The 23,918-nt window shown below is 66.2% G+C and carries 22 protein-coding genes; 14 read left to right on the forward strand and 8 right to left on the reverse strand.

The features are described from left to right. Nucleotides 1-37 precede the first annotated feature (37 nt). The 5 genes from VSR71_RS12100 (at nucleotide 38) to VSR71_RS12120 (ending at nucleotide 4,858) form a co-directional block, all read left to right on the forward strand. Nucleotides 38-1,564 (forward strand): amidase family protein, encoded by a 1,527-nt coding sequence (locus VSR71_RS12100; protein WP_342914094.1) that lies wholly within the window; start codon nucleotides 38-40, stop codon nucleotides 1,562-1,564. Between the two features lie 115 nt (nucleotides 1,565-1,679). After that, nucleotides 1,680-3,128 carry an MFS transporter gene (locus VSR71_RS12105; RefSeq protein WP_342914095.1) on the forward strand — a complete coding sequence of 483 codons (1,449 nt, stop codon included), beginning with the start codon at nucleotides 1,680-1,682 and terminating at the stop codon, nucleotides 3,126-3,128. A gap of 95 nt (nucleotides 3,129-3,223) precedes the next feature. Beyond that, nucleotides 3,224-3,988: a fumarylacetoacetate hydrolase family protein gene (locus tag VSR71_RS12110; RefSeq protein WP_342914096.1), complete on the forward strand. Its 765-nt coding sequence runs from the start codon at nucleotides 3,224-3,226 to the stop codon at nucleotides 3,986-3,988. A gap of 295 nt (nucleotides 3,989-4,283) precedes the next feature. Further along, nucleotides 4,284-4,538 (forward strand): hypothetical protein, encoded by a 255-nt coding sequence (locus VSR71_RS12115; protein ID WP_342914097.1) that lies wholly within the window; start codon nucleotides 4,284-4,286, stop codon nucleotides 4,536-4,538. Nucleotides 4,539-4,627: 89 nt separating this feature from the next. After that, nucleotides 4,628-4,858 carry a hypothetical protein gene (locus VSR71_RS12120; RefSeq protein ID WP_342914098.1) on the forward strand — a complete coding sequence of 77 codons (231 nt, stop codon included), beginning with the start codon at nucleotides 4,628-4,630 and terminating at the stop codon, nucleotides 4,856-4,858. 101 nt (nucleotides 4,859-4,959) lie between these two features. Here VSR71_RS12120 and VSR71_RS12125 read toward each other — a convergent pair whose 3' ends face one another. Beyond that, on the reverse strand, nucleotides 4,960-5,646 hold the full coding sequence (locus VSR71_RS12125; protein ID WP_342914099.1) for a GntR family transcriptional regulator: 687 nt from the start codon (nucleotides 5,644-5,646) through the stop codon (nucleotides 4,960-4,962). A gap of 92 nt (nucleotides 5,647-5,738) precedes the next feature. Here VSR71_RS12125 and VSR71_RS12130 point away from each other — a divergent pair, with 92 nt between their 5' ends. From VSR71_RS12130 to VSR71_RS12145, 4 genes are all read left to right on the forward strand, one after another. Beyond that, nucleotides 5,739-6,491: a glucose 1-dehydrogenase gene (locus tag VSR71_RS12130; RefSeq protein ID WP_342914100.1), complete on the forward strand. Its 753-nt coding sequence runs from the start codon at nucleotides 5,739-5,741 to the stop codon at nucleotides 6,489-6,491. Between the two features lie 13 nt (nucleotides 6,492-6,504). Continuing rightward, entirely contained in the window at nucleotides 6,505-7,698 is a 1,194-nt protein-coding gene (locus VSR71_RS12135) for an acyl-CoA dehydrogenase (RefSeq protein ID WP_342914101.1), read from the forward strand. Between the two features lie 329 nt (nucleotides 7,699-8,027). After that, complete coding sequence (locus VSR71_RS12140; protein ID WP_342914102.1) at nucleotides 8,028-8,678, forward strand: response regulator transcription factor; 651 nt, start codon at nucleotides 8,028-8,030, stop codon at nucleotides 8,676-8,678. After that, a complete protein-coding gene (locus VSR71_RS12145; protein WP_342914103.1) occupies nucleotides 8,678-11,593 on the forward strand; it encodes an ATP-binding protein in 2,916 nt (971 codons plus the stop codon). The genes VSR71_RS12140 and VSR71_RS12145 overlap by 1 nt, the downstream gene beginning before the upstream one ends. 71 nt (nucleotides 11,594-11,664) lie before the next feature. Here VSR71_RS12145 and VSR71_RS12150 read toward each other — a convergent pair whose 3' ends face one another. Then, entirely contained in the window at nucleotides 11,665-12,108 is a 444-nt protein-coding gene (locus VSR71_RS12150) for a hypothetical protein (RefSeq protein WP_342914104.1), read from the reverse strand. A gap of 267 nt (nucleotides 12,109-12,375) precedes the next feature. On the opposite strand from VSR71_RS12150, the gene VSR71_RS12155 reads away from it, so the two are divergent. The 4 genes from VSR71_RS12155 to VSR71_RS12170 all read left to right on the forward strand — a co-directional run bounded on the left by VSR71_RS12155 (nucleotide 12,376) and on the right by VSR71_RS12170 (nucleotide 15,829). After that, the gene (locus VSR71_RS12155) at nucleotides 12,376-12,705 is read left to right on the forward strand and encodes a hypothetical protein (RefSeq protein ID WP_342914105.1); all 330 of its coding nucleotides are present in this window, start codon (nucleotides 12,376-12,378) and stop codon (nucleotides 12,703-12,705) included. A 53-nt stretch (nucleotides 12,706-12,758) separates the two neighbouring features. Further along, nucleotides 12,759-13,175: a DUF3302 domain-containing protein gene (locus VSR71_RS12160; RefSeq protein WP_342914106.1), complete on the forward strand. Its 417-nt coding sequence runs from the start codon at nucleotides 12,759-12,761 to the stop codon at nucleotides 13,173-13,175. Next, on the forward strand, nucleotides 13,176-14,354 hold the full coding sequence (locus VSR71_RS12165) for an HlyD family secretion protein (protein WP_342914107.1): 1,179 nt from the start codon (nucleotides 13,176-13,178) through the stop codon (nucleotides 14,352-14,354). Nucleotides 14,355-14,440: 86 nt separating this feature from the next. Then, complete coding sequence (locus VSR71_RS12170; RefSeq protein ID WP_342914108.1) at nucleotides 14,441-15,829, forward strand: TolC family protein; 1,389 nt, start codon at nucleotides 14,441-14,443, stop codon at nucleotides 15,827-15,829. Nucleotides 15,830-15,859: 30 nt separating this feature from the next. Here the strand turns inward: VSR71_RS12170 and VSR71_RS12175 are convergent, their stop codons facing one another. Genes VSR71_RS12175 through VSR71_RS12195 form a run of 5 tightly spaced genes read right to left on the reverse strand, consistent with a single transcriptional unit; the run spans nucleotide 15,860 to nucleotide 20,618 of the window. Beyond that, complete coding sequence (locus VSR71_RS12175; RefSeq protein WP_342914109.1) at nucleotides 15,860-17,239, reverse strand: MFS transporter; 1,380 nt, start codon at nucleotides 17,237-17,239, stop codon at nucleotides 15,860-15,862. A gap of 35 nt (nucleotides 17,240-17,274) precedes the next feature. Continuing rightward, nucleotides 17,275-18,528: an NAD(P)/FAD-dependent oxidoreductase gene (locus VSR71_RS12180; RefSeq protein ID WP_342914110.1), complete on the reverse strand. Its 1,254-nt coding sequence runs from the start codon at nucleotides 18,526-18,528 to the stop codon at nucleotides 17,275-17,277. A gap of 34 nt (nucleotides 18,529-18,562) precedes the next feature. Beyond that, the gene (locus VSR71_RS12185; RefSeq protein ID WP_342914111.1) at nucleotides 18,563-18,877 is read right to left on the reverse strand and encodes a non-heme iron oxygenase ferredoxin subunit; all 315 of its coding nucleotides are present in this window, start codon (nucleotides 18,875-18,877) and stop codon (nucleotides 18,563-18,565) included. A 12-nt stretch (nucleotides 18,878-18,889) separates the two neighbouring features. Further along, nucleotides 18,890-19,360 (reverse strand): aromatic-ring-hydroxylating dioxygenase subunit beta, encoded by a 471-nt coding sequence (locus tag VSR71_RS12190; RefSeq protein ID WP_342914112.1) that lies wholly within the window; start codon nucleotides 19,358-19,360, stop codon nucleotides 18,890-18,892. 4 nt (nucleotides 19,361-19,364) lie between these two features. Then, nucleotides 19,365-20,618 carry an aromatic ring-hydroxylating dioxygenase subunit alpha gene (locus VSR71_RS12195; protein WP_342914113.1) on the reverse strand — a complete coding sequence of 418 codons (1,254 nt, stop codon included), beginning with the start codon at nucleotides 20,616-20,618 and terminating at the stop codon, nucleotides 19,365-19,367. A gap of 244 nt (nucleotides 20,619-20,862) precedes the next feature. Between VSR71_RS12195 and VSR71_RS12200 the strand changes: the two genes are divergently transcribed. After that, a complete protein-coding gene (locus VSR71_RS12200; protein ID WP_342914114.1) occupies nucleotides 20,863-21,765 on the forward strand; it encodes a LysR family transcriptional regulator in 903 nt (300 codons plus the stop codon). Between the two features lie 14 nt (nucleotides 21,766-21,779). Here VSR71_RS12200 and VSR71_RS12205 read toward each other — a convergent pair whose 3' ends face one another. After that, a complete protein-coding gene (locus VSR71_RS12205; RefSeq protein WP_342914115.1) occupies nucleotides 21,780-23,897 on the reverse strand; it encodes an acetate--CoA ligase family protein in 2,118 nt (705 codons plus the stop codon). Nucleotides 23,898-23,918 lie beyond the last annotated feature (21 nt).

The following is a 23,918-nucleotide window of genomic DNA, read 5'->3' on the forward strand; positions in this document are numbered from 1 at the left end:
CAACCATTCGCGCCCTTGCCGGCGCATGGATCTTCTCATGACAAATTCATATCAACCGGCGCCGGACGAGCCGGGCCAGCACGCGCCGTTCAGCGTGGTGGAAGCCACTGTTGCCGGTGCGCATGCCGCGATGCGCGACGGCAGGCTGACGGCGCGCCAGCTGACCAGCGCATGCCTGGACCGCATCGCGGCCTTTGACCAGGACGGTCCCGCCCTGCGCACCATCCTGCAACTCAACCCGCACGCGCTGGACGAGGCCGGGCGCATCGATGCCCAGGCCGGGCGCAATCCCTCGCAGGCGCTGGCCCCGCTGCACGGCATTCCGGTGCTGGTCAAGGACAACATCGAGTGCGCCGGCATGGCAACCACTGCCGGTGCCGCCTGCCTGCGCGATAACCTTTCCTCCGACGATGCCTTTGTCATCCGTCGCCTGCGCGAGGCGGGCGCGATCGTGCTGGCCAAGACCAACCTGCACGAGCTGGCCTCCGGTGGCGAGACCGTCAGCACCTTGTCCGGCCAGACCCTGAACCCCTATGACCTGACACGCACGCCCGGCGGCTCCAGCGGGGGCACCGGCGCCGGCATTGCCGCCAGCTTCGGCGTGCTGGGCATCGGCACCGACGGCGTCAACTCGATCCGCTCGCCGGCCTCGGCAAATGGCCTGGTCGGCCTGCGCCCGACCATGGGACTGGTCAGCAGGGCGGGGCTGGTCCCGTGCGGCCTGACGCAGGACACCATTGGCCCGATCACCCGCACCGTCGCCGACACGGCGCGGCTGCTCGATGTCATTGCCGGCCATGACCCCGCCGATCCCGTCACCAGCGAGGGCGCGCCCCACATTCCGGCGAGCTATGCCGCCAGCCTTGACCGCGACGGACTCAAGGGCGCGCGGATCGGCGTATTGCGCCATTTCTTTGGCGACCAGGAGGTACACCGTCCCGTCAACGCAGTCATGCAGGCGGCGCTTGCCATGATCGCCGAGCAGGGCGCCGAGCTGGTCGCGATTGAAGATGCCATCAGCCCGGACGAGTTGCTGGCCACCACGCTTGTCCACCACTACGAGATGGAGCGCGATCTCGACGCTTACCTGAAGCGCATTTCGACCCGCGTGCCGGTGCGTTCCATGAAGGACATCATCGCCGCGGGGAATGTCCATCCGAGCGTGGCGGGAACACTCGATACCGCTGCCGCCCTAAGCGGGCGGGAAGGGGAGTACCGCCACCGATTGCAGCGCCAGCAGGCGTTGCGGGAGAGGCTGCTGGACCTGATGGCGCGTCATCGGCTTGACGCCCTGGTGTTTCCGCACCAGCGGCGCCTGGTCGTGCCGGTTGGCGAGACCCAGGCCGAGCGCAACGGAGTGCTGGCGTCGGCCACCGGCTTTCCGGCCATTGTCATTCCGGCCGGGTTTTCGCCGCCGAACGGCAATGCACCGCAGGGGGTGCCGGTCGGGCTGGAATTCTTTGGCCGCCCCTACTCGGAACCCGTGCTGATACGACTCGCCTATGCCTCGGAGCAGGCCTTGCGCACCCGCCGGCCGCCGCAATCGACACCCGCCCTGGAATAGCGGCTCGCGTCGGAACGAAGTTTTATCGCTGCTCTGCAAAACGCCAGCCAGACATGGCGGCGACAAGGTCGTGGACACACCGCGACGACTACCTCGATACGAGGAGGAGACAAAGATGGGCGCAGAAACCGTAGTTCAATCGCCGAATTCCCCACAGCAGCACGAACTCGACCGGGCCATGGACGGCATCGGCGTAACGGCCTCGCACAAGAAAATCATTTTCCTGATCATGCTGGGGGTGATGTTCGACGTCTTCGAACAGAACGCCGTCGGCCTGATCGGCCCGATGTTGCGAGAGCAGTGGGGAATCTCGGTCGCCGAAATCGGCTTCCTGAATACCCTGACCTTCAGCGCGGCCGCGCTCGGGCGCATCGGCTCCGGCTATATCGCGGACCGCTATGGCAGGCGCACGATGCTCAGCGCCAACCTGCTTCTGTTCACGCTGGGCGCCATCATCTGCGCGCTGGCGCCGAACTATGGCGTGCTGGCGGCGGGCCGCTTTATTGTCGGCATCGGCCTGGGCGGCGAGATCTCGATTGCCGTGACCATGCTGGCTGAATTGTGTTCGACGCGATTCCGCGGCACCGCTGTGGGCATGGTGAGCGTGGGCAGCGGCGGCCTGGGCAATATGCTCGCACCGGCCTTCGGCCTGGCCGTATTCGCGATGTTCCCGGGGCCGGACAGCTGGCGCTGGCTGTTTGCCTGCCTGGTGCTGCCGGCATTCTTTGTCGTGTTCTACCGGCGCTTTATTCCGGAGACGCCGCGCTTCCTGCTGTCCAAGGGGCGCGTGGACGAGGCTAACCGGGTGCTGTCCGTCCTGGCATCCGGCCGCCTGGGCAAGCTCCGCGGGGAGCCGACATCCTATATCAAGGCCGCGGTGCACGATGACACCCCGCACACCAAAGTGGGCCTGAGCGATATCTTCAAGGGCCGGCTGGGGCGCCGCACGATCGCACTGGGCATCGCGGTATCGATGACCTACGGCGCGCAGATCTCGGTGCTGACCCTGATGCCAACCATCCTGATGTCGCAGGGCTACACCATCTCGAAGAGCTTTCTCTTTACGATGGTGATGCAAAGCGGCAGCCTGTTCGGGGCGCTGGCGGCGTCGTACTGTGGCTATCATTTTCCGCGCAAGCGCGTGCTGACGATCGGCGCGGGGCTGGCGTGCGCGGCCGGCCTGTGCTTCGGCTTCCTGACGTATAACGTCGCGCTGGTGCTGCTGTTCGGTGCTGCATTTACGTTCTGCGTGGTGTTGCTGAACACTTCGATCTGGATTTTCGCGCCGGAGCAGTATCCGACCCACGTGCGTGCATTCGGCACTTCGCTGATCCTGGCCCTCGGCACGCTGGCGGGAGCGCTGACGCCGCTTGTGAGTGGCCGCGTGTTTGAAAGCTACGGCGTTGGCGGTATGTTCAGCATGCTTGCCGCCATGTACGCCGTATTCGCGCTGAGCGTGCAATTCGCGCCGGAGACTTTCGGGCGTGCAATGGGAGACACGGCTGCCGACGATGAGGCCGACACGGCAGTCGGCGAAAGTGCAGCGAGCGCAAGCAGGTTGTAAGGGCGGTCCGCTCCCCCCAGCGTGCGTTGCGGGCAGGATTGGGGGGAGCGGTTCCTCGTCCGATATTTCTATTTCTTATCGAAATCCTCAAACGCATGAATTCATCAAACATTGACCGGGTTGCACAGGCGTTGCTCGACGCGCGACGCGAGGGCCGTTGCGCCGACGCGGAAAATTTCGCCACCGCACTGGATGACGCAGGCCAGGCCTATGCCGTTCAGGCGATCGTGGCGCGATCGCTGGCCTGGGAAGATGGCGGCACCGCGTACTGGAAATCCGGAGGCGCTTCGCGTGACGCTACGCTGACGCACGCGCGGCTCCCGTCGGCCGGTGTCTGGGCCAGTCCGGCGCAGTCCGGCGAATGGCCTTTCACATGGCGCGGCATCGAGGCCGAGATTGCGCTGCGGCTCGGGCGCAGTGTCGACGCGGCGCAAGCGGCCAGTCTTGACCACGCTGGCGCGGCGGCACTGGTTGACGCGATGGCGGTGTCCATCGAGGTCGTCGATTCGCGCTGGCAGCAAGGCCTGGCGGCGCCTGCCCTGCTGAAGCTCGCCGACTTGCAGTCGCATGGCGCACTCGTACTCGGTGAGTGGCAAGCCTATGCAGACCGGGACTGGGCAACACAGCGTTGCCGGGTAAAGATCGGCACCGAAGCGATCGAGCGCTGCGGCACGCATTCAATGGGCGATCCCGCTTACGTACTGCTGGCCTGGCTGCGCCATGCCACACAAGAGGGGCGGCACGTGGAGGCTGGTACGGTCGTCACCACCGGCACCTGGGTTGGCATCCTTCCCGCGTCCGCGGGTGACCTGGTGACCGCCGAGTTCGAGGGCATCGGACACGCATCGGTCCAGCTCTGATCGGCCCGTGAGGGCGGACGTCCGCCTCGCGGGGCGGGCTCTGCGCCTTCACGGCTCCTCGATATCCGGTTGCTGCAGAGCAGCACGCTTCACGTTCGGCCAGCAAAGGTTCGACTGGAACAACAACTCGCGCGGCTGACTGTATGAGTCGCGCGGCACCGTACTTCCCCTGAGAGTGGCTCCCGCCTGGCCACAGTATGCTAACGTTAAGCTTTACGATAGCCGCAGGGAATGCTGAGCCGAAGTCCGCCCCGCGTGCTGGCGGATTCTACTTACGCCAGCAGAACGAGTCACAATGGAAAGTCACAGGCGCGCGGGCTACTACGAGTTCAAGGCTTATACCCAGCCATTAAGCAATGGCAAGCACCAGGGTTTCGTGCTTGTCCGTCAACACACGCTGGTGGGCATGCAGCAGTCCGTCTTTCGTGCGGGGCGGCCGTCGATGGCGGAGGCGGATGCCTTTGCCCTTGCCGAAGCACGCGTGAGCGATCTTATCGTCCTGATCGGAAGCGGCCGGCTGCCGAAAGCAATCCTGGCTCCGTCTGGCTGACGAACGCAGTCGTGCGGCCTGGCCCGGATTTGCCCAAGTGCATTTAGTACGGTCGTACGCCAAGACAAAAGCATGGAGCCGGGAAGCCTATGTCCAAGACCATCAAGAAGCGGTACCTGAAAGCGCTAAACAGGCACCTGAAGAAGGAGTCGGCAGGTAGGTTCGACACGGTTTTTGTCTTCTATCCACTGGGCGCGAAGCCCAGGAAGGCCACGGGCGTCACGGCCAGTGGCCCCGCCGATGCGCAGGTCCTGGAAGTCATGGACGCCGTTCAGGCGCGCGTGTTCGCCAAGTTTGAGAGCTCGCAAAAACCTGGGTAGACGGAACGTCGACTCAAGCCGGCACTGCTAAGCCGGCACTGCTGCGTGACGAATCGCTTCCACGCCAATCGGGAAGCAGTGCGCCTCGTCTGATAGCCGGGCTACGCTGATAGTTCGGCCAGTATCGCCTGCCGCACGTTCCTGACATGCGCCACGCCGGTGGCTTCGGCCTCGTCCGGCTCGCCTGCCAGCACGGCCGTCGCGATGCGCCGGTAGTCCGCCAGCCGCATCTGCTGGAGCGACCCGAGCCGATGCTGGGCGTGGACGATCGGCATCTGGATGGTGGGAAACAGGCGATTCAGCTCGCGGTTGCCGCCCATTTCCAGCAATGTCCGGTAGAACTGCCGCCTCGCCGCCGCAAATGCCGCGGTATCGTGCGCCTTTTCCGCGGCACCCAGCTGCTGAACCGTGGCGCGCAAGGCCTGGGCATGGGTGCGATCGGTGCAACCGCGGGTTGCCGCGCGTGCCAGCAGTCCCGTCATGCGTTCCGCCACGTCGAGAACATCCAGGGTGTCCTGCATGGTCAGCCGTCGAATCATCGCGCCGCGATGGCGGGGCAATTCCACGATGCCCTCGGCGGCAAGCCGCTGCAAGGCTTCGCGCACGGAATTGCGGCCAACGCCGAATTGCGTAACCAGATCGGTTTCGACCAGCCGTTGACCGGGCACGAAGCTGCCGAGTTCCAGCCCGCCAATGATCCCGAAAAAGACGGTGGCGGAGGCGCTCCGGTCAGGCTCGCCGGTATCGGCAGGCGGGGAAGAAGGGGGAAGGGATGTCGCAGGCGTCACGCGGGCATTCTAACAGCAAGCTGTCGGACGTTGACATGGGATGAAATCATCCTACAATCTGATCCTTGAATCCAACGGATCAGGAGACAACCGTGCAGGACACATTGCTGGATCTTCGGGGCAAGCGCGCGCTGGTGACAGGCGCGTCGGGCGGATTGGGCGCGCATTGTGCGCAGGTGCTGGCATCCCGCGGTGCCGAGGTGGTGCTTGCCGCGCGGCGCGTTGACGCGCTGAAGGCCGTTGCGGAAAAGATCGGAGGGCACGCTCGCCTGCAGTGCGTGGCGCTCGATGTGACCGATGGCGCGTCGCGCGCGGCACTGGTGCGCGACATCGAGCCCGTTGACATCCTGATCAACAATGCCGGTCTGGTGCGCGAGGGCGCGGCGCTCGGGCATTCCGAGGATGACTGGGATGTGGTGATGGACACCAACCTCAAGGGCATGTTCTTTCTCGCGCAGGCGCTGGCCCCCAGCATGCGCGAACGCGGTGGCGGCAGTGTCGTCAATATCGCCTCGATCCTGGGACTGCGACAGGCGGGAGGCGTATTGTCCTATGCTGTTTCCAAAGCCGGCGTAGTCCAGCTCACCAAGGCGCTTGCGCTGGAATGGGCGCGCTACGGCATCCGCGTGAATGCCCTCGCGCCCGGCTATATCGACACCGACATCAACCGGGACTTCTGGCAGACCGATGCCGGCAAGGCGCTGATCCTGCGCATCCCGCAGCGCAGGCTCGGCCAGCAGGAGGACCTCGACGGGCCGCTGCTGTTGCTGGCCTCGGATGCATCCCGATACATGACGGGCACCGTGATCGCCGTCGACGGCGGTCACCTGGTCAATACGCTGTAAGGAGACCTGCATCTTGTTCACCGACTATCCCACCGAAAGAAGCCGCAGCATCGGCGAGCGCGTCGAGCGCTTTATCCGCGATGTCGTCGTGCCCTATGAGCGTGACCCGCGTTGCGAATCTCATGGCCCGTCGCCGGAACTGGTCGCCGAGCTGCGTGACAAGGCGCGCGCCGCCGGCGTCATGACGCCTCATATTCTCCCGGACGGGTCTCACCTGAGCCAGCGGGAAACCGCCGCCGTGCTCATGCGCTCGGGCTTGTCACCGCTCGGCCCGGTTGCGGTCAATACGATGGCGCCCGACGAAGGCAACATGTTCCTGCTGGGGAAGGTGGCCACCACGGCGCAGCAGCAACGATTCCTGGCGCCGCTGGTCCGCGGCGAGGCGCGCTCCGCGTTCTTCATGACCGAGCCAGCGGAAGACGGCGGCGCCGGTTCGGACCCGTCGATGCTCCAGACCACGGCGCAGAGGGACGGCGACGAATGGGTGATTCGCGGCCGCAAGAAATTCATTACCGGAGCGGAAGGCGCAGCCGTGGGCATCGTGATGGCCCGTACGGGAGAGGGCGAGCGCGCGCAGGCCACGATGTTCCTGGTCGATCTGCCACACCCGGCCATACGCATCGAGCGCCTGATCGACACCATCGACAGTTCCATGCCCGGCGGACACGCGCTGGTCGTGATCGATGACCTGCGCGTGCCGCACGACCAGGTGCTGGGCGAAGTGAACGAGGGCTTCCGCTATGCGCAGGTTCGTCTGTCGCCGGCGCGGCTTTCGCATTGCATGCGCTGGTTCGGTGGCGCCGCGCGCGCGGACGAGATCGCGCGCGCGTATGCCACCACACGCAAGGCCTTCGGCAAGCTGCTGATCGACCATGAAGGCGTCGGCTTCATGCTGGCCGATAACCTGATCGACCTGCAACAGGCCGCCCTGATGATCGACTGGTGTGCGGGCGTGCTCGACGGCGGCTCGTCGGGGACCGCGGAGAGCTCGATGGCCAAGGTGGCCGTCTCGGAAGCGCTGTTCCGTGTGGCGGATCGTTGCGTGCAGATCCTGGGGGGAATGGGCGTGTCACGCGACACGATCGTCGAGCAGATCTTCCGGGAAGTACGAGGGTTCCGGATTTACGACGGCCCGACCGAAGTCCACAAATGGTCGCTGGCGAGGAAGATCAAGCGCGAAACCCTGGACGCGTCGCAAACCGGCTGAGTTGCGGGAGGCCGCCCGGATTACAAATGGTCGGAGGCGCGGGCACGCTCTGCGTCTTCGCTAACCGGTCGCTTGAGAGGCCGCGCCCTGTGCCGGCCGTGGGACGATCAGCCAAGTAACTGTCCCGGTTTGTCAAACGGGCGTGTGGGCCAGTTGGTACAATCGCGAGCCCTATGCAGCCCGGTCTCCCGGCTGGTCGCGCCATCCCGGTTCAGTCATTGCGCCACCGGATGACGAAGGCATTCGCTTCAAGGCCGCACCATCCATTGCCGGCTGCGGAAGCAGATACCCTCCCGGCCCCGGCCCGGGATGTGGAGAATTGAACCCGCATGCCACCACGTACCATCTCCGCCGTGATCGCGGACGATCACCCGGTGATTCAACTCGCCGTCAGGACCACCCTGAGCGAGATCCCGAATGTCCAGGTTTCCGCAACGTGTTCCTCCGGAAGGGAGCTTCTGGCTGCGCTCGAGGCGCACCGGCCGGATCTCATTGTTACGGATTTCACAATGGGACATTCCGAAGAGAGCGATGACGGACTGCGCCTGATCCGGCGGCTCAAGGAGGCCAGCCCCGGTACGCCGATCGTCGTCTTCACGATGCTGACCAACGGCGGTCTGCTCACGCGCCTCCAGGAGACAGGTATCGCCGGCATCGTGGGGAAAAATGAAGACCCACGCATTCTGCGGCAGGTCTGCATGGATGCGATTTCCGGTCAGGGCCTGCGCCTGTCGCCGGGAGTATCGGCCAGGATGTCGAGCGCCGGCGCGCGGCCCGGCGCAAGCGCCAGCGCGCTGTCTCCGAAGGAGATCGAAGTCGTGCGGATGTTCGCCGCGGGAAGCACCGTCACCGAAATCGCCGGCTACCTTCACCGCACCCTGGCAACCGTGGCGACACAGAAGCGCTCGGCCATGCGCAAGCTGAACATCACCAGCAACGCGGAGCTTGTCGCGTACGCGCGCGACAACGGCCTGAGCTGATGCAGGGCGCGTTCGAGCCGTCGCCCGACCTCCGCACCGTTGAACGGAACCTGAAGCGGGAACGCCGGGTCTTCTCGATGGTGATTGTGCTGCTGGGGCTGCTCGCCGTCGCAATCGCCTGCACGGGCGCACTGGTCCGGCTCAATGGCTCGCTGCGCGCCCAGGAGCAGGTGGCCCGCCTGTATGAGCAGGGTGTGGTCGATGCCGTCCTCGAACGCCGCAGCACACTGGCCGCGAGCAACCTGATCCTGGAACTGCGTGCCAATGGCGCGCTTCCGCTCTCGCCGGAAAGCCGGCGCGGCCTCTGCACGCAGGTTTTTCCGTCCGCGCCGGCCGACGACGTCCTGCACCAGAGCTGCGACCAGTCGGTCCGCACGCTGATTGCCGCGAGCCAGCGGCCGTCGATCGAAATGATCTCGATCGCCAGCGGTGCGACGTATCGCTATGAATCGCCCGATGCGTCGGGATTGGGAGTGCGTCCGATGCCGCCGCCGATGCCGCCGGCGCTCATCACCAGGATGATCCTGGAGCGCTTCCGCAGCCGCGAAATCGACGTGCTGCAGGCCGCGAGGGAAAAGCGCGTCGAATGGCTGGGTGTCCCGGGCAGTGCCGCCGGCTCCGGCCCGGAGATGGTTGGCGCATCGCTGGTGGCGAAGGGCGACACGCTCTACGCGGTCGTGCTGACGCGCATCCCGCTGTACGGACTGCTGCGGCCTGCGGGGCCAAACCTGTCGATCCCCGAACCGATCGTATTCGACAGGCTTGGCACTCCGCTGGTCGCGGCCGGCGCACGGACCAACGCGCAGCGCCTGGATGCCAGGCTGGAAGCGCGGCAGGATGGCATGTTCCACTGGGTCCCGGACTATGGCTGGGCACTGCGCCGCCCGCCGCTGGTGGCGGATTTCGGGCACCTGATCTTCGCGCTGCCGATCGGGCATCAGGGCCGGGTGATGATGGAGGATCTGATCGTCATCGGCGCATTCACCGCCGTGCTGCTTGCACTGCTGTTCGCGATGTACCGCTACTGGAACTATCGCTTCCTGACCAGCACCTATGCGGATGCGGCGCGTGCGCAGCGGCTCCTGCACGAAGCCCGGCTCGCGACCGAGGCGGCCGCCAGGGCCCGGGTGGCCTTCTTCGCATCGATGAGCCACGAGATACGCACGCCGCTGGCGTCGCTGCTGGGGAACATGGAGCTCGTCGCGATGGGGCCGCTGGAGCCGGAGCAGCGGATGAGGGTGGAGGCGATGCAGGTGTCTGCCGATGGGCTGCTGCAGATCGTCAACGAAGTGCTCGATTTCTCCCGGATCGACGTGGGCGCATTGAGCATCGCGGTGCAGCCCGTATCCGTCACGGAGCTTCTCGGCCGCATCGCGATCGCCCATGCCCCGCTTGCCGCGCAGCGCAACCTGGGCTTCCACGCGGTGTACGGCAGCCGCATTCCCGCACAGCTCGAGCTCGATCCGGTGCGCCTGACCCAGATCGTCAACAACCTGCTCGGCAATGCGTTCAAGTTCACCCCGGCGGGCAAGATCGTCCTGCGCGCGCAATGGCAGGAAGGGAACCTGGAGATCGTCATTGCCGATACCGGCATCGGCATACCGGATGCGTACCAGGACCGGCTCTTCCAGCCATTCTCCCAGGTTGCCGACAATCGGATTGCCCAGGCGCGTGGCACCGGCCTTGGGCTTTCGATCTGCATGCGGCTGGTGGAACGGATGGGCGGCAGCATCATGCTGGACAGTACCCTGAACGTCGGAACGCGCGTCACGGTGCGTCTGCCGCTCGGCGTATCCGACGCGGTGCCGCCGCCGGTGCGCCCGGGCTTGCCGCGGAACCGGACGCTGGTGCTGTCCCGCGATGCCGAGTGCATCGAGGGCTTGCTGAACCATTTCGACTGGGGCGCGAGCCAGCCATCGGCGCGCTCAAGCCTGGACGAGCCCGTGGATGGCGACAGCTTTGACTGCCTGCTGGTAACCGAGGCATTTGATCCCGGGCACGTCCTGGCCTGGTGGCCGAAGCCGGCCGCGGTCGTCTGGCTGAAGCAGTTGGGGCCGCTGGTTGGCACCATACGGCCGGATGGCGGTCGCGAGGTTTCCAGCTACAGCCTTGCAGGCATCCATGCAGCAGTGCTGGCGGTCATCACCGGGGCACAGCCACCGAAGCGGATCGGGGAAGCCGCTGTCGGGCAACCCGCATCGCCGCTTGCGGGCCACGCGGTGCTGATTGCCGAGGACAACTTGCTGAACCGGAACCTGCTGCGCGACCAGCTTCGTGCGCTGGGCGCGAGCGTCATCGCCGCGGGCAATGGCAGCGAAGCCATGGCTGCACTGAAGGAGCATCGCGTCAACGCGGTCCTGACCGATATCGACATGCCGGTCATGAACGGCTTCGGCCTGCTGCGGGAAATGCAGGATGCCGGCATCGACATCCCCGTCTATGCCGTGAGCGCAAGCGCGCGGCCCGAGGATGTCGCCGAGGGGCGGGCCAGGGGATTCACGGGCTACCTGACCAAGCCGGTCTCTCTCGCCGGGCTGGCCTCGGTCTTTGCACGCAGCGACGATGGCGCGGGCCATGAGGATGTGGCGTGGACAGCCGCATCGGCCGGTGACGAGGATCTCCCCGAGTTGCCGCGGATTCCTGCCGCATATGTCGAAGCATTCCTCGTCCAGACTGGCGCGGATCTCGATGAATACGACGCAATCCGGTCCGCACGGGACGTGAGCGGGCTGGCGCAACTGCTGCACCGCATCGCCGGCAGCCTGGCTGTCGTCGGGCCGTCGGAACTGGCCGAGCTGTGCGAAGACCTGCGCGAGTACGCCGCGGATGCGGATGGCTGGGACGACGAGATCGAAACCCAGTCAGCGTATATCGCGCGGAGTCTCAGGCAGTTGTGCGGGCGCCAGTCTGCGTAGCAGCCGCGAAGGCGGCCGCGACCTGCCGCTTTCCAGTTATTGCGAGCGCACGCGTGCATTGCCCGGTCCGCCTATAGAACAGCACAGGCTTCCGACGTGGCGACGACGGTAAGACTCGCTCGCGCATCATTGCGCAACAGCAAGCACAGGTAGCCACCCGTCATGTCTTCGGGGCGGGGCTCTGTGTGCCACAGCGGCGGCAACGGTACCGTGGCGGTGTGCTCGCCGCCGACGCCTGCATCGTTCCAGGTGATTGCGACAGGTCCCTCGGGCTTCGTGCCGAGGAAGCAGTATGAAGGCGCGGATTGCGATTGCCGCAACGCACGCCCGGTTTCGCAATTGCCGGCGCGCACCGCCAGCACATCGTGATCGGTGCGATTGACGGCAACGATTTTCGTCCAGGGCCACGGCTCCTGGAACGGGCTCATGATCTCGGCGGTAGGGACTGCGCACCCGGACAGGGCGCTTGCGGCGGCGGCAACGAGGCTCGCGGCGATCGGGGAAACAACGTTCATGGGGCTCTGCGGGTCGGGCAAGCCTGGACTACACCCGAGCGATGTACGACGGCGGACAGGTTAGGCCGGTCGCGCCGTGGGAGCTATCAAAGGAATTCGAAATGCGCCGCCGTACCGGGAGCGGATCGATGCCGCGTTCCCGCACTTTCTAAGTTCTTCGATAGCCGCGACTGACGCGTTGCCATAACGTGTGCGCTTCATCGGGATGTGGCGGCAGTGCCAACGCACGCCGATGACATCCGAATCCATTCGAAGGAACCTGCAGACATGACAAACAACTGCCGCTCGGCCGTCCGGGCCTTTGGCGCTGCGCTGCTGATCGCGGGCGCTGGCCAGGCATATGCGCAGCACACCCGCGGACTGGAGCCACAAGGGACGCGGGAGCAGCCGGACGCGTGCGCGGGAGCCGGACTTGCCTCGAAGCCCGCCGGCTGCCACGCTGCCGGCGACACCGCCAGCAGCAAGTACAACCTTCTGTACGCCGATGATGCATCAGCGGACGAAGGCGAGGGCAAGGCAACATCCCACCGGTCCGCGGGACGCGCGCGCAGCGAGGCCTACCAGGGCGGCTCGCGCAACGAACCAACCGGCTCCTGACCGGGGCGGTGCATTGTGCAACCGAGCACCACGCTCCCTCTCAAGACAATTCGATGAAACTGCGCCCCTATCTGCTGGCAGGCATCGGCCTGCTGGCATCGAGCGAACCCGCTTTCGCTTCCCTACTCAGCGGCAAGGCCCTGGAGACCGCGGCCAACGCCATCTCCTGGGTGGTCCTGATCTTCGTGCCGGTGGCAGGAGGCTACCTGTTCTGGATGCTCCATATCTGGCCCGAGAAGATCGCGCATCGCAAGCGGCATCCGCAAAAGGAAGCCATCCATTCACTATGCGTGCTGTCGCTGTTCTTCGGTGGGATGCTGTGGCCCCTGGCCTGGCTCTGGGCGCACACCAAGCCGGTGTTCTACCGCGCCGCGTACGGCACCGACAAGGCGCCGGACGACGATGACGCGCCCGATCACACGGCGACGGACATCGCCGGCGGCAAGCACGCCGGGAAGGAGCGGACCTGAATGGATGCGCTGCTGCTTGGTCTCTACGCGCTGGCGGTCTGGCTGATCTTCTTCAAGTTCAAGTGGCTGCCGTGGAACACGACGTCGATGGTGATCGTATTCACGATTCCCGTGGTGGCGATAACGCTGCTGATCCTGACGCTCAACGTGGTGGCTCCGTCCACCCATGACATACGGGTGGTCGGCAAGGTCCTGCAGGTCGTGCCACAGGTCCGCGGCCGCATCGTCGAGCTGCCGGCCGAAGGCAACCGGCGCTACCGCAAGGGCGAAGTCCTGCTGCGGATCGATCCGGCTCCCTATCAGGCCTCGGTCAGGCAACTCGAAGTCAGGCTGAGGGCGGACGATGCCGCGCTGGCGGAAGCCGAGGCATCGGCGCGCCAGCTCGGCGAATCGGTTCGCGGTGCCGCTGGCCGGGTCGGCACGGTGCAGGCCAGGCTGTCGCTTGCCCGCCAGCGCGTCAAGGAGCACGAAGCGCTGCTCGCGGCAGGGGCCGGGTCGAAGTTCGACCGGGAAGACGCGCTGACGCGCCAGCGTGAACTGGAAGGCGAACTGGTCAGCGCGCAGGCCGTGGAGGATGAGGCCCGGCAGAAGTTGTCGGCCAAAAGCCAGGGGGAGTTTGCTGCCATTGCCACGGCGCGCGCGAAGCGGGCGGAAACCGAAGTCATGCTCGAGAACGCCTGCTGGGAACTTGAGCAGACCGTCTACCGCGCGCCCTCCGATGGCACGGTCGTGAACCTGCAGGTACGGGTGGGCACCATGCTCGTGCCGTTCCCCTTCTCGCCGGCGTTCAGCTTTGTCGAGGACCAGCAGGAAGTCATTGCCTTTTACCGGCAGAACGAGCTTTACAACGTCAGGGAAGGCGACCTCGCCGAGATCTACCTGCCGACGAGTCCGGGCGAGATCATCAAGGCGAAAGTCAACTCGATCGTCTGGGCGCAGTCGCAAGGCCAGATTGCGCAGGGCGGCATGATTCCGAACACCGGCGCCACCGATGCGGTGCCGAACCGCTTCGCGGTCAAGTTCGACCTGCGTGACGAATCCAGCGGGCGGATGCTGCCGGTCGGGGCAGTCGGGGCGGGCGCGATCTATACGAAGCATATGGAAGTGTTCCACATCATTCGCATGGTTTTCCTGCGCGTCAGTTCCAAGCTGAACTACCTGGTGTTCAAGCTTCACTAGGTTCGCCGGATCCGGGATTCGACAGAAATTTGGCAGAAATTTTTCAGAAATTTGGAAGAGGGAAGTCCGTGTCGCCGTTTCAACCCATGAAGACCTTGCTGCTGGCGTTTCCGGTCGCCATGCTTTGCGGCTGCGCCCTGCAGGCACCGCCCGAGGGCCCGGACCTTCTGCGCCAGGCCGTGCCCGTGCTCGAAGGGCACGCCACGTGGGCCAACGCGGCCATCGCCGGTGACGCCGCCGATGGCTGGCTTGCCACCTTCGACGATGCCGAGCTGCAGCGCCTGGTGCGCGAGGCCATCGCGCACAACGGCGATCTCCGGCTGGCCGCGGTGCGCGTGCAGCAGGCGCAGGCGCTGGTCGCCATCCAGCGCAGCGGACTGCTGCCGGACGCGGGCGCGAAGGGCAGGGCAGGCAATTCGGAAACGCAGATCCTGTCGATCGGCGCGAGCTGGGAGATCGACCTGTGGGGACGCATCCGCGCCCAGACGCGCGCGGCGGAATCGCAATACGCTGCCGCCAGGGACGACTATCTCTGGGCCCAGCGCGTGGTTGCGGCGACCACTGCCAGGGCATGGTTCACGCTGATCCGCAACGCGAAGCTGGAGGACCGGCTGCGGCAGTCGGCCGCCATTCAGGAAGAGCTGGTGCGGATCGCCGGCCAGCGCGTCGAGATCGGGGCAGCGCCGGACACCGAGCTATTGGAAGCGCGCAATGTCCTGCGCGCGCAACGCAATGCCATCGGCACGGCCGAACTGGCCAGAAGCCAGGCCGCGCAGGCGCTGGAACTGCTGCTGGGCCGCTATCCCGCCGGAGAGATCGCGACGGTGCCGGAACTGCCGGCCATGCCCCCGGCCCCGGCTGCGGGCCTGCCGGCGAACCTGGTCGAGCGCCGGCCCGACCTGGCGGCGTCGGCGCGCCGGGTTGCGGCGGCCTTCGATATGCGGCAGTCGGCGCAAGCAGCGCGCCTGCCGCGGATCTCCATCAGCGCAGCCATCACCGGCATCCGCAGCGACGTGTTCCTGCTCAACCAGGCCGGCACCCCGATCACGGGGCTCAACGGTTCGTTCGTCGCGCCGATCTTCACCGGCGGAGAGCTCAAAGCCAGAGCGGACTACTACAGCGCCGAGGAGAAAGCCGCCCTGATCGCCTATGGCAACACCGCGCTGCAGGCGCTGGGTGAGGTCGAGGCGGGACTGCGGGCCGAATCGGGCTATGCCGGGCGTACCAGGCAGCTGCAGGAGCGGGTGGATGAAAGCGGTGCGCTGGTGCGGCGAGCGCAGGCGCGCGCCGCCATCGGGGCCTCGGATACGCGCAGCCTGCTGAAGCAGCGCCAGGCACTCGTGGCCGCCGAGATGGATCTGGTCAACGTACAGGCCGATCATCTCAACCAGCGCATTGCGCTGCTGCTGGCGTTGGGTGGTGACTGGGAGGACGAATCGGGCGCCGATGCCCGGCTTGCCAGCCGGACACCCTGATGGCTTCTTCGGGCAGGTGGATTGCCCGGACTAGTTTCGGTCCGCGATGGAGAGGCGGGCCTGTGGCTCGCCGGTCGCGGCTTCGGCGCGGCCGGAGCGGGCTGCCGATGCCGAGCGCCTGTGATCGATCAGCAGGACCGCGGCCATGCCGATCACGGCCGGAATGGCAATCGCAACGAAGTTCTGCTGCAGCGGCAGGTCCATGGCGACGAGTACGCCAATGACGATTGGCGCCAGGATGGCTCCACTGCGACCGACGCCCAGCGCCCAGCCGAGTCCGGTGGAACGGACGGCGGCCGGATAGAACTGCCCGGTGTAGGCATTCGCTACGATCTGCGTGCCGATCGTCGACGCGCCGGCAAGGCCCACCACAAGGTACTGCAGTTCCGCGGGCAGCCTGAGCCCGAGCAGCGTGATCGAGACCGCGGCCAGCGCATACATCGCGGCAAGCACGTACTTGATGTGATAGCGGTCGGCAAGCCATCCGCCTCCGACGGCGCCGATCATCGCGCCGAGGTTGAGGACCAGCACGAACGTCAGCGCGGAGCCCAGGCTGTAACCCGCGCTTGCCATCAGCTTGGTCAGCCATGAGCTCAGGGCATAAACCATGAAGAGGCACATGAAGAACGCGATCCAGAACATGATGGTGCTGAAGCCGCGGCCGTCGCGGAACAGATGCCGGATCGGCGCGCTGTCGGCATTGTCCCGGGCCGGCACGGAGAATCGGTCGGTTGGGGACCACTGGCGGGCTGGCGCGAGGCTGGCAACAATGCGGCGCAATGCCTCGTCGTCGCCCCTGGCCAGCAGGAAGGGCATGGATTCGGGCAGCGACCTGAGAATGGCGGGAACAAGCAGGACCGGAAGGCCGGCAGCGAGAAAGACGGATTGCCAGCCGTACGTTTCGATCAGGCCCTTGCCGAGGATGGCGGCGAGCATCCCGCCGACGGCATAGCCGCTGAACATCAGGGTGACAAGCGTCGCGCGCATCCGCTTCGGTGCGTACTCTGTCATCTGCGCGACCACATTGGGCATGACGCCGCCGATGCCGAGCCCGGCGAGGAAGCGCGCAATGCCGAAGAGCAGGGGATCCTTGACCAGGCCAGCCGCGGCAGTGAACACACTGAACAGGATGACGCAGAGCGCGATGGCCCGGCGCCGGCCGATCCTGTCCGCCAGGGTGCCGAGGAAGATCGCGCCGAACACCATGCCGAACAGGGCAGAGCTGACCATGAGCCCGGCCTGAGCCGGTGCCACGCCGAGGTCTTTCATGATCGATGGCAGTGCGATGCCTACGACCGCCAGGTCGTATCCGTCAAAGATGATGATGATTGCGCACCAGAACAGTACGCGCGCATGGAAGCGATTGAAGGAGGCGTCGTCGGCCAGCTTGTGGACATCGATGTGCGACATGGGGGCTTGTCTCCGGTATTTTTTTATCTGGTGGATTACTGCTTTGCCATGGGAACGCCAAGGTCGGCGAGGCGATCGGGATCGACCTGCCTGCGCTGCTCGATCAGGCGGCGTGCGAAGCGGAGGTCGCGCGCCGCGTTGGCACCGATGGCAGCCTGGACCACATCGCCGTCGAGATAGCACAGCAGGAAGCTGTCCTCGCAGGGCGTGCCGCGTGCCACCACGCGATGCGACGGCAAGGGGATGCCGCAAATCTGCAGGTTCATGCCATACTGGTCCGACCAGAACCACGGCAGCGGCGCATAGTCGACGGCGAGGCCCAGTGCCGCGCGCGCCGCGGCGATACCCTGGTCCTGCGCGTTCTGCCAGGATTCCAGTCGCAAACGGCGCCCGGCCCACGGATTCGGAGCCACCGCCACATCTCCCGCGGCGAAAATATCCGGGTCGGACGTACGGCAGCTTCGGTCGACGATCACGCCGCCATCGCATGCCAGCCCGGCGTCACGGGCCAGCGCATCATTGGGCACGAGACCCACGCCCGCGACGATGGCGTGGCACGCCAGCGTGCTGCCATCGGCAAGCGTCACCACGGACTTGCCGTCAGCGCCTTGCGCGATGCCGGTGATGCGGGCGCCGAGCATGACGCGGGTGCCGTGCGCACCATGCAACCCGAGCAGGTGTTCGGAGATCTCCGGGGGCACGGTGCGTTCGCACAGCCGGCTTTGCGCTTCGACGACGGTGACATCCGCGCCTTTCCGCCGCGCGGTGGCGGCGACTTCCAGGCCGATCCAGCCGCCGCCGACGATGACGATGCTGCGGCCCGGCTGAAGCTCGGGCGCCAGCGACAACGCGTCGCCGATCGTGCGCAACGTATGGCTCGGCGTCGTATCCGCGCCCGGCACGGCAAGCACGCGCGCCTTGCCGCCGGTACACAGGATCAGCTTGTCGTAGGACAGCCTCTCTCCATCGGACATCTCCAGGCACTTCGCGCCGCGGTCGATGCGGGCCACCCGCGTGTCCACCCACCACTCCATCCTGAGCGCTTCGAACGCCTCCGGCTTATGCAGCCACGTGCTGGCGGGAGCCGCTTCACCGGCAAGCACGGCCTTGGATAATGGTGGCCGCTCGTACGGCGGATGGGCCTCGTCGCCGATGAGCACGAGCCGGCCGGCGAAACCCTCGCTGCGCAGCGTCCGGGCGGCCCAGCCGCCGGCCTGGCCCGCGCCGACGATGACGATGGTGGCGGCCGTCGATATGGCAGTCGCGCCGGGTGGTGGATCGGAAATCATGTGCGTCCCCTTGTGGTTGCGTGGCCGGCGCTTCTCAGCCCAGGTCGAGGTAGACCCTGTGGCCTTCGATACGGACCGGATAGGTGCGGATGCCCTCGGTCAACGGGGCGCACATTGCTGCGCCGTTGCGGATATCGAACCTGCCCTGGTGGAGCGGGCATTCGATTTCGTGTCCTTCAAGAAAGCCGTCGCACAGGCGCGCGTGGCCGTGCGTGCAGAGGTTGTCGGTCGCGTAGACGTTGCCGTCGACGCCATACAGGGCGATTTCCTTGCCCTCGACGGCCACGGCGATCACATCGTCCTGCGGGACGCTGGACAGCAACGCTGCCTCGATCCAGGTTTCGGTCATGAATGGCTCCGGCTAGATGGGGTAGATCAGCGAGTTGGGGATCATCTCGCTATCGAACACGCAGATGCGCGACGCGAAGCGCCAGCCCTCGGGCGTGCGCACGATGGTGTCGAGGTAGCGGCCAGCGTTGTACACATCGGTCATCTGGTCCGGCTTGGTGCGCAGCACGGCATAGTTGGCCTCGGCCACGATCCTGTCGGCGCCGGCCTCCCGGATCAGCGGCGCGCCGACGATGTGGCGCTGGTAGTAGGGATCGTGGAACAGGGTCTCGCGGATGCCATAGATGCGGTCCTTCAGCATGCCCTTGCCTTCCAGCGACAGCGTGGCGAGCGGCAAGCCGCGCTCATGGTTCTCGCGCGGCTGGACCCGGTAGAGGCAGTCGTCGGTGAAGAACCCCGGCCAGCGGTCCCATTCGCCGCTGTCCACGGCGCTGGTGTAGTCGGCGTACAGGGCGAGCAGCGCGTAGTAGTCGGTAAAGTTCATGGCTTCAGACCTCCATCACCTTGCGCCAGTAGGCGTACATGCCGCGGATCAGGGTCTCGGTGACCATGTGTTCGGTGTTCTCGGCGGTCTTGCCACCCAGTTCGGCAATCACGCGATGCCAGGGCTTCTGGGTGAAGCCTTGCTGCGAGCATTCGATGGCTTCGCCGTCGTCGGCCGACACGAAGCCAGCTGGCCCGAAGAGATTGGCCTGGCGCAGCCGGCGCCGCGTCATCTCCTCGGTGTCGTCCTCGAAGCCGAAGTGCGTCCAGACGAAGTCGAAGGAATCGGGGCCGTTGGGCTGGATATGCCGCGTGGATACCGAATTGACCTGTTGCTGGAAGATCACGCTCGGGAAGACCGTCATCATCACCGCGGTCGGCTCGCCCCACCACGGCTCGTGCACGATGTCGAGGATGCGGTCGTCGTGCAGGGCCATATGGTCCTTGAAGCTGGACACGCCGGAGGTCACGTCGCTCTTGCCGCCCTGGCCGCGGGTCGACACCATCGCGGCATGGCGGAATTCGGGATCCATCACCAGGCGGGCCTTGTTGTCCGCGCGCCAGAGCCCGAACGTAACGAACCACGTATGCAGCAGGCCGGGATGGTAGGGATCCTTGATGTTCTCCTGCATCAGCTTCCAGTTGCCCGGAATGCGCTGCTTGTTGTAGCCAAGGACCTTCAGCTTGCGGCCATTGAACAGGCGGTCGAAGTAGCCGAGGATGTCCGGTCCGAGGTAGGCCTCGAGCGAGGGGACGTCATGGTCGAACGAGGCGAACACGACCCCGCCACGCGTTGCGACCTTCAATTGCGTGAGCCCGTGCTCCTGTGGCTTGAAGTCGGCGGGCATGCCGCCGTTGACCTTGCCGTCCTGCCTGACGCCGCGCCGCAATGGCACCCCTTGCAGGTTGCCCTTCAGGTCGTAGTTCCACTGGTGGTAGGGGCAGTGGAAATCCTTCCGGTTCCCGCTGCGCTCCCGGCAGAACTTCATGCCGCGATGGGCGCATACGTTCTCGATCACGTTGATCTCCCCGTCCTGGTCGCGCACCAGGATCACCGAACGCTCGCCGAGCGTGGTGCGCTTGAAGTCGCCGGGATGCGGGATTTCGGCCTCCAGGCCGACATAGTTCCAGTGACCCTGGTAGAAGCAGCGTTCGAGTTCGCGCTGGTAAAGCTGCGTGTCCGTATAGACGCGGAACGGGATGCGGCTGATGCTGTCGTCGGCCCACACTGGGCGATCTTCATGGGAGGCAGTTGCCATGGCTGTTTCCATAGAGGCGAATGGAGTCCGCGCGCGGGCCCGCTGGCCAGTGCGACGTCGGTGTGCTCGGGTGACTTCAGGCAGGGAAGGATTCCCTGGGGCGGCTATCGCCGGGGGAGGGCGGGGTTCAAGTGGCGTCTCCTGCTTTGTCTTTTCGTATGGAAACGATCATCGGGCATCGACCGCAATAAACCAATAGAATCCCGGCTATAGTTGATATTCACGAAATCAATAAAGGCCCGCGATGGAACTGAAGGACGTCGACCTGAACCTGCTTGTCGTGTTCGATCAGCTGTTGCGGCAGGGGACCGTTTCCGGAACGGCCAGGGCCATGAACCTGAGCCAGCCGGCTGTCAGCAATGCGTTGGCCCGCCTGCGGACCTTGCTCGGCGACCAGTTGTTCGTGCGGAGCAGCAAGGGAATGCTGCCGACACCACTTGCACAGGAACTGGCCGAGCCGGTCGGCCAGGCTCTGGAATCGCTGCAGGCAACGCTCAGCCGCAAGATGACATTCGATCCCTTGCACAGCGAGCGCGCGTTCCGCATCGCCATGACGGATATCGGCGAGGTGCACTTCATTCCGCCGCTGATGGGTGTGCTTGGGCAACGCGCGCCTGGCGTGACCGTGGCCACGGTGCGCAATACGGCGGTCGACCTGGCGGCCGAGATGAGCCAGGGCAAGATCGACCTCGCTGTCGGCCATCTGCCTGAACTCAGCACGGAATTCTTTCAACGACGCCTGTTCCGCCAGCGCTACGTCTGCCTGTTCCGTCCCGGTCACGCGATGGACAAGAAGAAGGTCAGCATGCGGGACTTCGAAGCCGCCGAGCATGTCGTGGTGACGGCAGCGGGAACAGGGCATGCCCGCGTCGACGAGCTCCTTGCCCAGGGCGGCGTAAAGCGCAGCATCCGGCTGCGCGTCCCGCACTTCGTGGCACTGGCGGACATCATCGCCACCACCGACCTGGTCGCCACCGTCACCTGGACGTTTGCGGAACGATGTGCCCGGTATTTCGGGCTCAGGTACGTCAACCACCCGTTCGCGCTGCCGGCCATTCAGATCAACCTGTTCTGGCATGCCCGGTATCACCGCGATCCTGCGAACCAGTGGTTGCGCAACGAGTTTATTGAATTGTTTTCGGAATAGGGCCTGGGAGTGCGCTAGCGCTGCGCCTCTGCCACCTCCGCCACCTCTGCCACCTCGATCAGCGCATCGACCACGACCACCCCGTCGGCGCTCGCCATCACCGGGTTGAGGTCGACCGAGCGGATCGCACCACCGGCCGCGTGGACCAGGTTGCCGACCTGCACAGCCAGCCGGCATAGCGCGGCGATATCGACCGCCGGCTCATTGCGCACGCCCCGCAGCAGCGGCGCGATGCGAAGACCGTCCAGCGCGCGGGCGACGTCGGCTTCGCTGCACGGCGCCAGCAGGACGGCGGTGTCGCGCAGCGTCTCGACATACTTGCCGCCGTCGCCGATCACCAGCACTGCGCCGAATACGGGATCCCAGTTTGCGCCGATCATGCATTCGCGCTGTCCACGCGCCATGCGGGCGACGACGATGCCTTCGCAATGCGCTTCCATGGCCTGCAGCGCGCCCGTCTGCGCGGTGAATGCGCTCGCAACCGCCTCGGGGTCATTGCAGTGCAGCGCGACCAGCCCGTGCTCGCTCTTGTGCGGCGCCTGCGGCGAACTTGCCTTGACCGCCACCGGTGCGCCGATGCGTTGCCATGCAGCCACCGCGGCATCCACGTTGCGGCAGAGATAGTGTTCGACCACCGGCATGCCTGCTTCCGCCAGGCGTGCGAGGCTGGCGGCTTCGCTCAGCGTTGTGCTCCTTGCCACGGATGCTGGCAAGGCCGCTGTGGCCGGCACGAGTGGCTCGCCTTCGGCCGCGATCTGCCGCAGCCGTTGCTGGTGCGAGACCAGTTGCGAGAAGGCCGCCAGCGCTTCGGCCGCGCTGGCGTAGGTCGGAACGTTGGCCTGCCGGAATGCGTCGGCCACCGGCGCCTGCCATACGGCGACCGCGATGGGCTTGCCCGCGGTGTCGGCAAACGCCGCCGCGTCGCGGGCAAAGCGCGGCACGTCGTAGCCCATGCCGGAGACGGGGATATCAAGCAGGAACAGGTCGGCGGCGGGATCGCGCGCCACCACCGGCAGCACCTCGCCGAACAGCGCGCTGTTGGTCAGCAGCGCGGCGGTGACATCGACGGGGTTGGCGGTGGCGGCGAAACCGGGCAGGCGCTGCGCCAGCGCGGCCTGCGTGGCATCGGACAGCGGCGCCAGCGCCAGCCCGCACGACGGCGCCGCATCGGCGGCCATCACGCAGCTTGCGCCGGAGTTGCTGACGACCACCAGCCGCCTTCCCTCCGCCTGCCATCCGCGCAGGTACATCGGCGCGCAGCGGGCCAGCGCGTGCGCATCGTCCACGCGCCAGATGCCATGGCGCCGCAGGAAGGCATCGACCGCGCGGTCCTCGTTGGCGATGGCGCCGGTGTGCGACGCGGCGGCGCGCTGCCCGTCCTGCGAGCGTCCGGCCTTGACCGCCACCACCGGCACGTTGCGCGCCCGCGCCACGCGCGCGGCTTCGGCGAGTACCTCGGGATCGGACAGGCTTTCCAGGTACAGCAGCACCAGCCGCACGCCGGGATCGTGCGCCACCGCCAGCGCCAGCTCGCTGACGGTGATGTCGGCCTGGTTGCCGGTGGCATGCATGTGGCGCACGCCGATGCCCTGGCCGCGCAGCAGCCCATAGACCATCGCCGCGACGCCGCCGCTCTGGCTGACCACGGCGACCGGGCCGTCCTGCGGTGGCACCTCGATGAACATGGTCGAAAAGCTGGCGATGGCGCCGCTGCCGAAATTGGCCAGCCCCTGGCTGTTGGGCCCGACCAGCCGCAGCCCGCTGGCGCGCGCGGCGCGCACCATCTCGTCCTGCTGGCGCCGGCCTCCGGCACCGGCTTCGCCGAAGCCCGACGCGATCACGATGGCGGCCGCCACGCCCAGCCGCGCGCAGTCGCGCACGGCCTGCACCGCGGCGTCGCCGGCGACGATGATGATGGCGAGTTCGGGGACCTCGGGCAGCGCGTCCAGCGTGGGGAAGGCGCGCAGGCCCTGGATGGTGTCGCGCTGCGGATTGACCGGGTAGAGCGTGCCGGCGTAGCCGTGCGCCTTCATGTAGTGGATGGGGCGGCCGCCGATCTTGTGGATGTTGTCGGAGGCGCCGATCACGGCGATGGAGCGGGGGGCGAGCAGGGACTGGAGGGGGGCGGTCATGACGGAAGGGGCGTGGGTTAT

Source organism: Cupriavidus oxalaticus (assembly GCF_038900635.1).
Classification (GTDB): domain Bacteria; phylum Pseudomonadota; class Gammaproteobacteria; order Burkholderiales; family Burkholderiaceae; genus Cupriavidus; species Cupriavidus oxalaticus_B.

What these genes read in the sequence shown, in the direction of transcription:
- VSR71_RS12180 (WP_342914110.1), bottom strand. Translation starts at nt 18,528, where the DNA reads ATGATTTCCGATCCACCACCCGGCGCGACTGCCATATCGACGGCCGCC.
- VSR71_RS12150 (WP_342914104.1), bottom strand. Translation starts at nt 12,108, where the DNA reads ATGAACGTTGTTTCCCCGATCGCCGCGAGCCTCGTTGCCGCCGCCGCA.
- VSR71_RS12190 (WP_342914112.1), bottom strand. Translation starts at nt 19,360, where the DNA reads ATGAACTTTACCGACTACTACGCGCTGCTCGCCCTGTACGCCGACTAC.
- VSR71_RS12120 (WP_342914098.1), top strand. Translation starts at nt 4,628, where the DNA reads ATGTCCAAGACCATCAAGAAGCGGTACCTGAAAGCGCTAAACAGGCAC.
- VSR71_RS12100 (WP_342914094.1), top strand. Translation starts at nt 38, where the DNA reads ATGACAAATTCATATCAACCGGCGCCGGACGAGCCGGGCCAGCACGCG.
- VSR71_RS12145 (WP_342914103.1), top strand. Translation starts at nt 8,678, where the DNA reads ATGCAGGGCGCGTTCGAGCCGTCGCCCGACCTCCGCACCGTTGAACGG.
- VSR71_RS12165 (WP_342914107.1), top strand. Translation starts at nt 13,176, where the DNA reads ATGGATGCGCTGCTGCTTGGTCTCTACGCGCTGGCGGTCTGGCTGATC.
- VSR71_RS12115 (WP_342914097.1), top strand. Translation starts at nt 4,284, where the DNA reads ATGGAAAGTCACAGGCGCGCGGGCTACTACGAGTTCAAGGCTTATACC.
- VSR71_RS12195 (WP_342914113.1), bottom strand. Translation starts at nt 20,618, where the DNA reads ATGGCAACTGCCTCCCATGAAGATCGCCCAGTGTGGGCCGACGACAGC.
- VSR71_RS12205 (WP_342914115.1), bottom strand. Translation starts at nt 23,897, where the DNA reads ATGACCGCCCCCCTCCAGTCCCTGCTCGCCCCCCGCTCCATCGCCGTG.
- VSR71_RS12140 (WP_342914102.1), top strand. Translation starts at nt 8,028, where the DNA reads ATGCCACCACGTACCATCTCCGCCGTGATCGCGGACGATCACCCGGTG.
- VSR71_RS12185 (WP_342914111.1), bottom strand. Translation starts at nt 18,877, where the DNA reads ATGACCGAAACCTGGATCGAGGCAGCGTTGCTGTCCAGCGTCCCGCAG.
- VSR71_RS12110 (WP_342914096.1), top strand. Translation starts at nt 3,224, where the DNA reads ATGAATTCATCAAACATTGACCGGGTTGCACAGGCGTTGCTCGACGCG.
- VSR71_RS12160 (WP_342914106.1), top strand. Translation starts at nt 12,759, where the DNA reads ATGAAACTGCGCCCCTATCTGCTGGCAGGCATCGGCCTGCTGGCATCG.
- VSR71_RS12175 (WP_342914109.1), bottom strand. Translation starts at nt 17,239, where the DNA reads ATGTCGCACATCGATGTCCACAAGCTGGCCGACGACGCCTCCTTCAAT.
- VSR71_RS12105 (WP_342914095.1), top strand. Translation starts at nt 1,680, where the DNA reads ATGGGCGCAGAAACCGTAGTTCAATCGCCGAATTCCCCACAGCAGCAC.
- VSR71_RS12170 (WP_342914108.1), top strand. Translation starts at nt 14,441, where the DNA reads ATGAAGACCTTGCTGCTGGCGTTTCCGGTCGCCATGCTTTGCGGCTGC.
- VSR71_RS12155 (WP_342914105.1), top strand. Translation starts at nt 12,376, where the DNA reads ATGACAAACAACTGCCGCTCGGCCGTCCGGGCCTTTGGCGCTGCGCTG.
- VSR71_RS12200 (WP_342914114.1), top strand. Translation starts at nt 20,863, where the DNA reads ATGGAACTGAAGGACGTCGACCTGAACCTGCTTGTCGTGTTCGATCAG.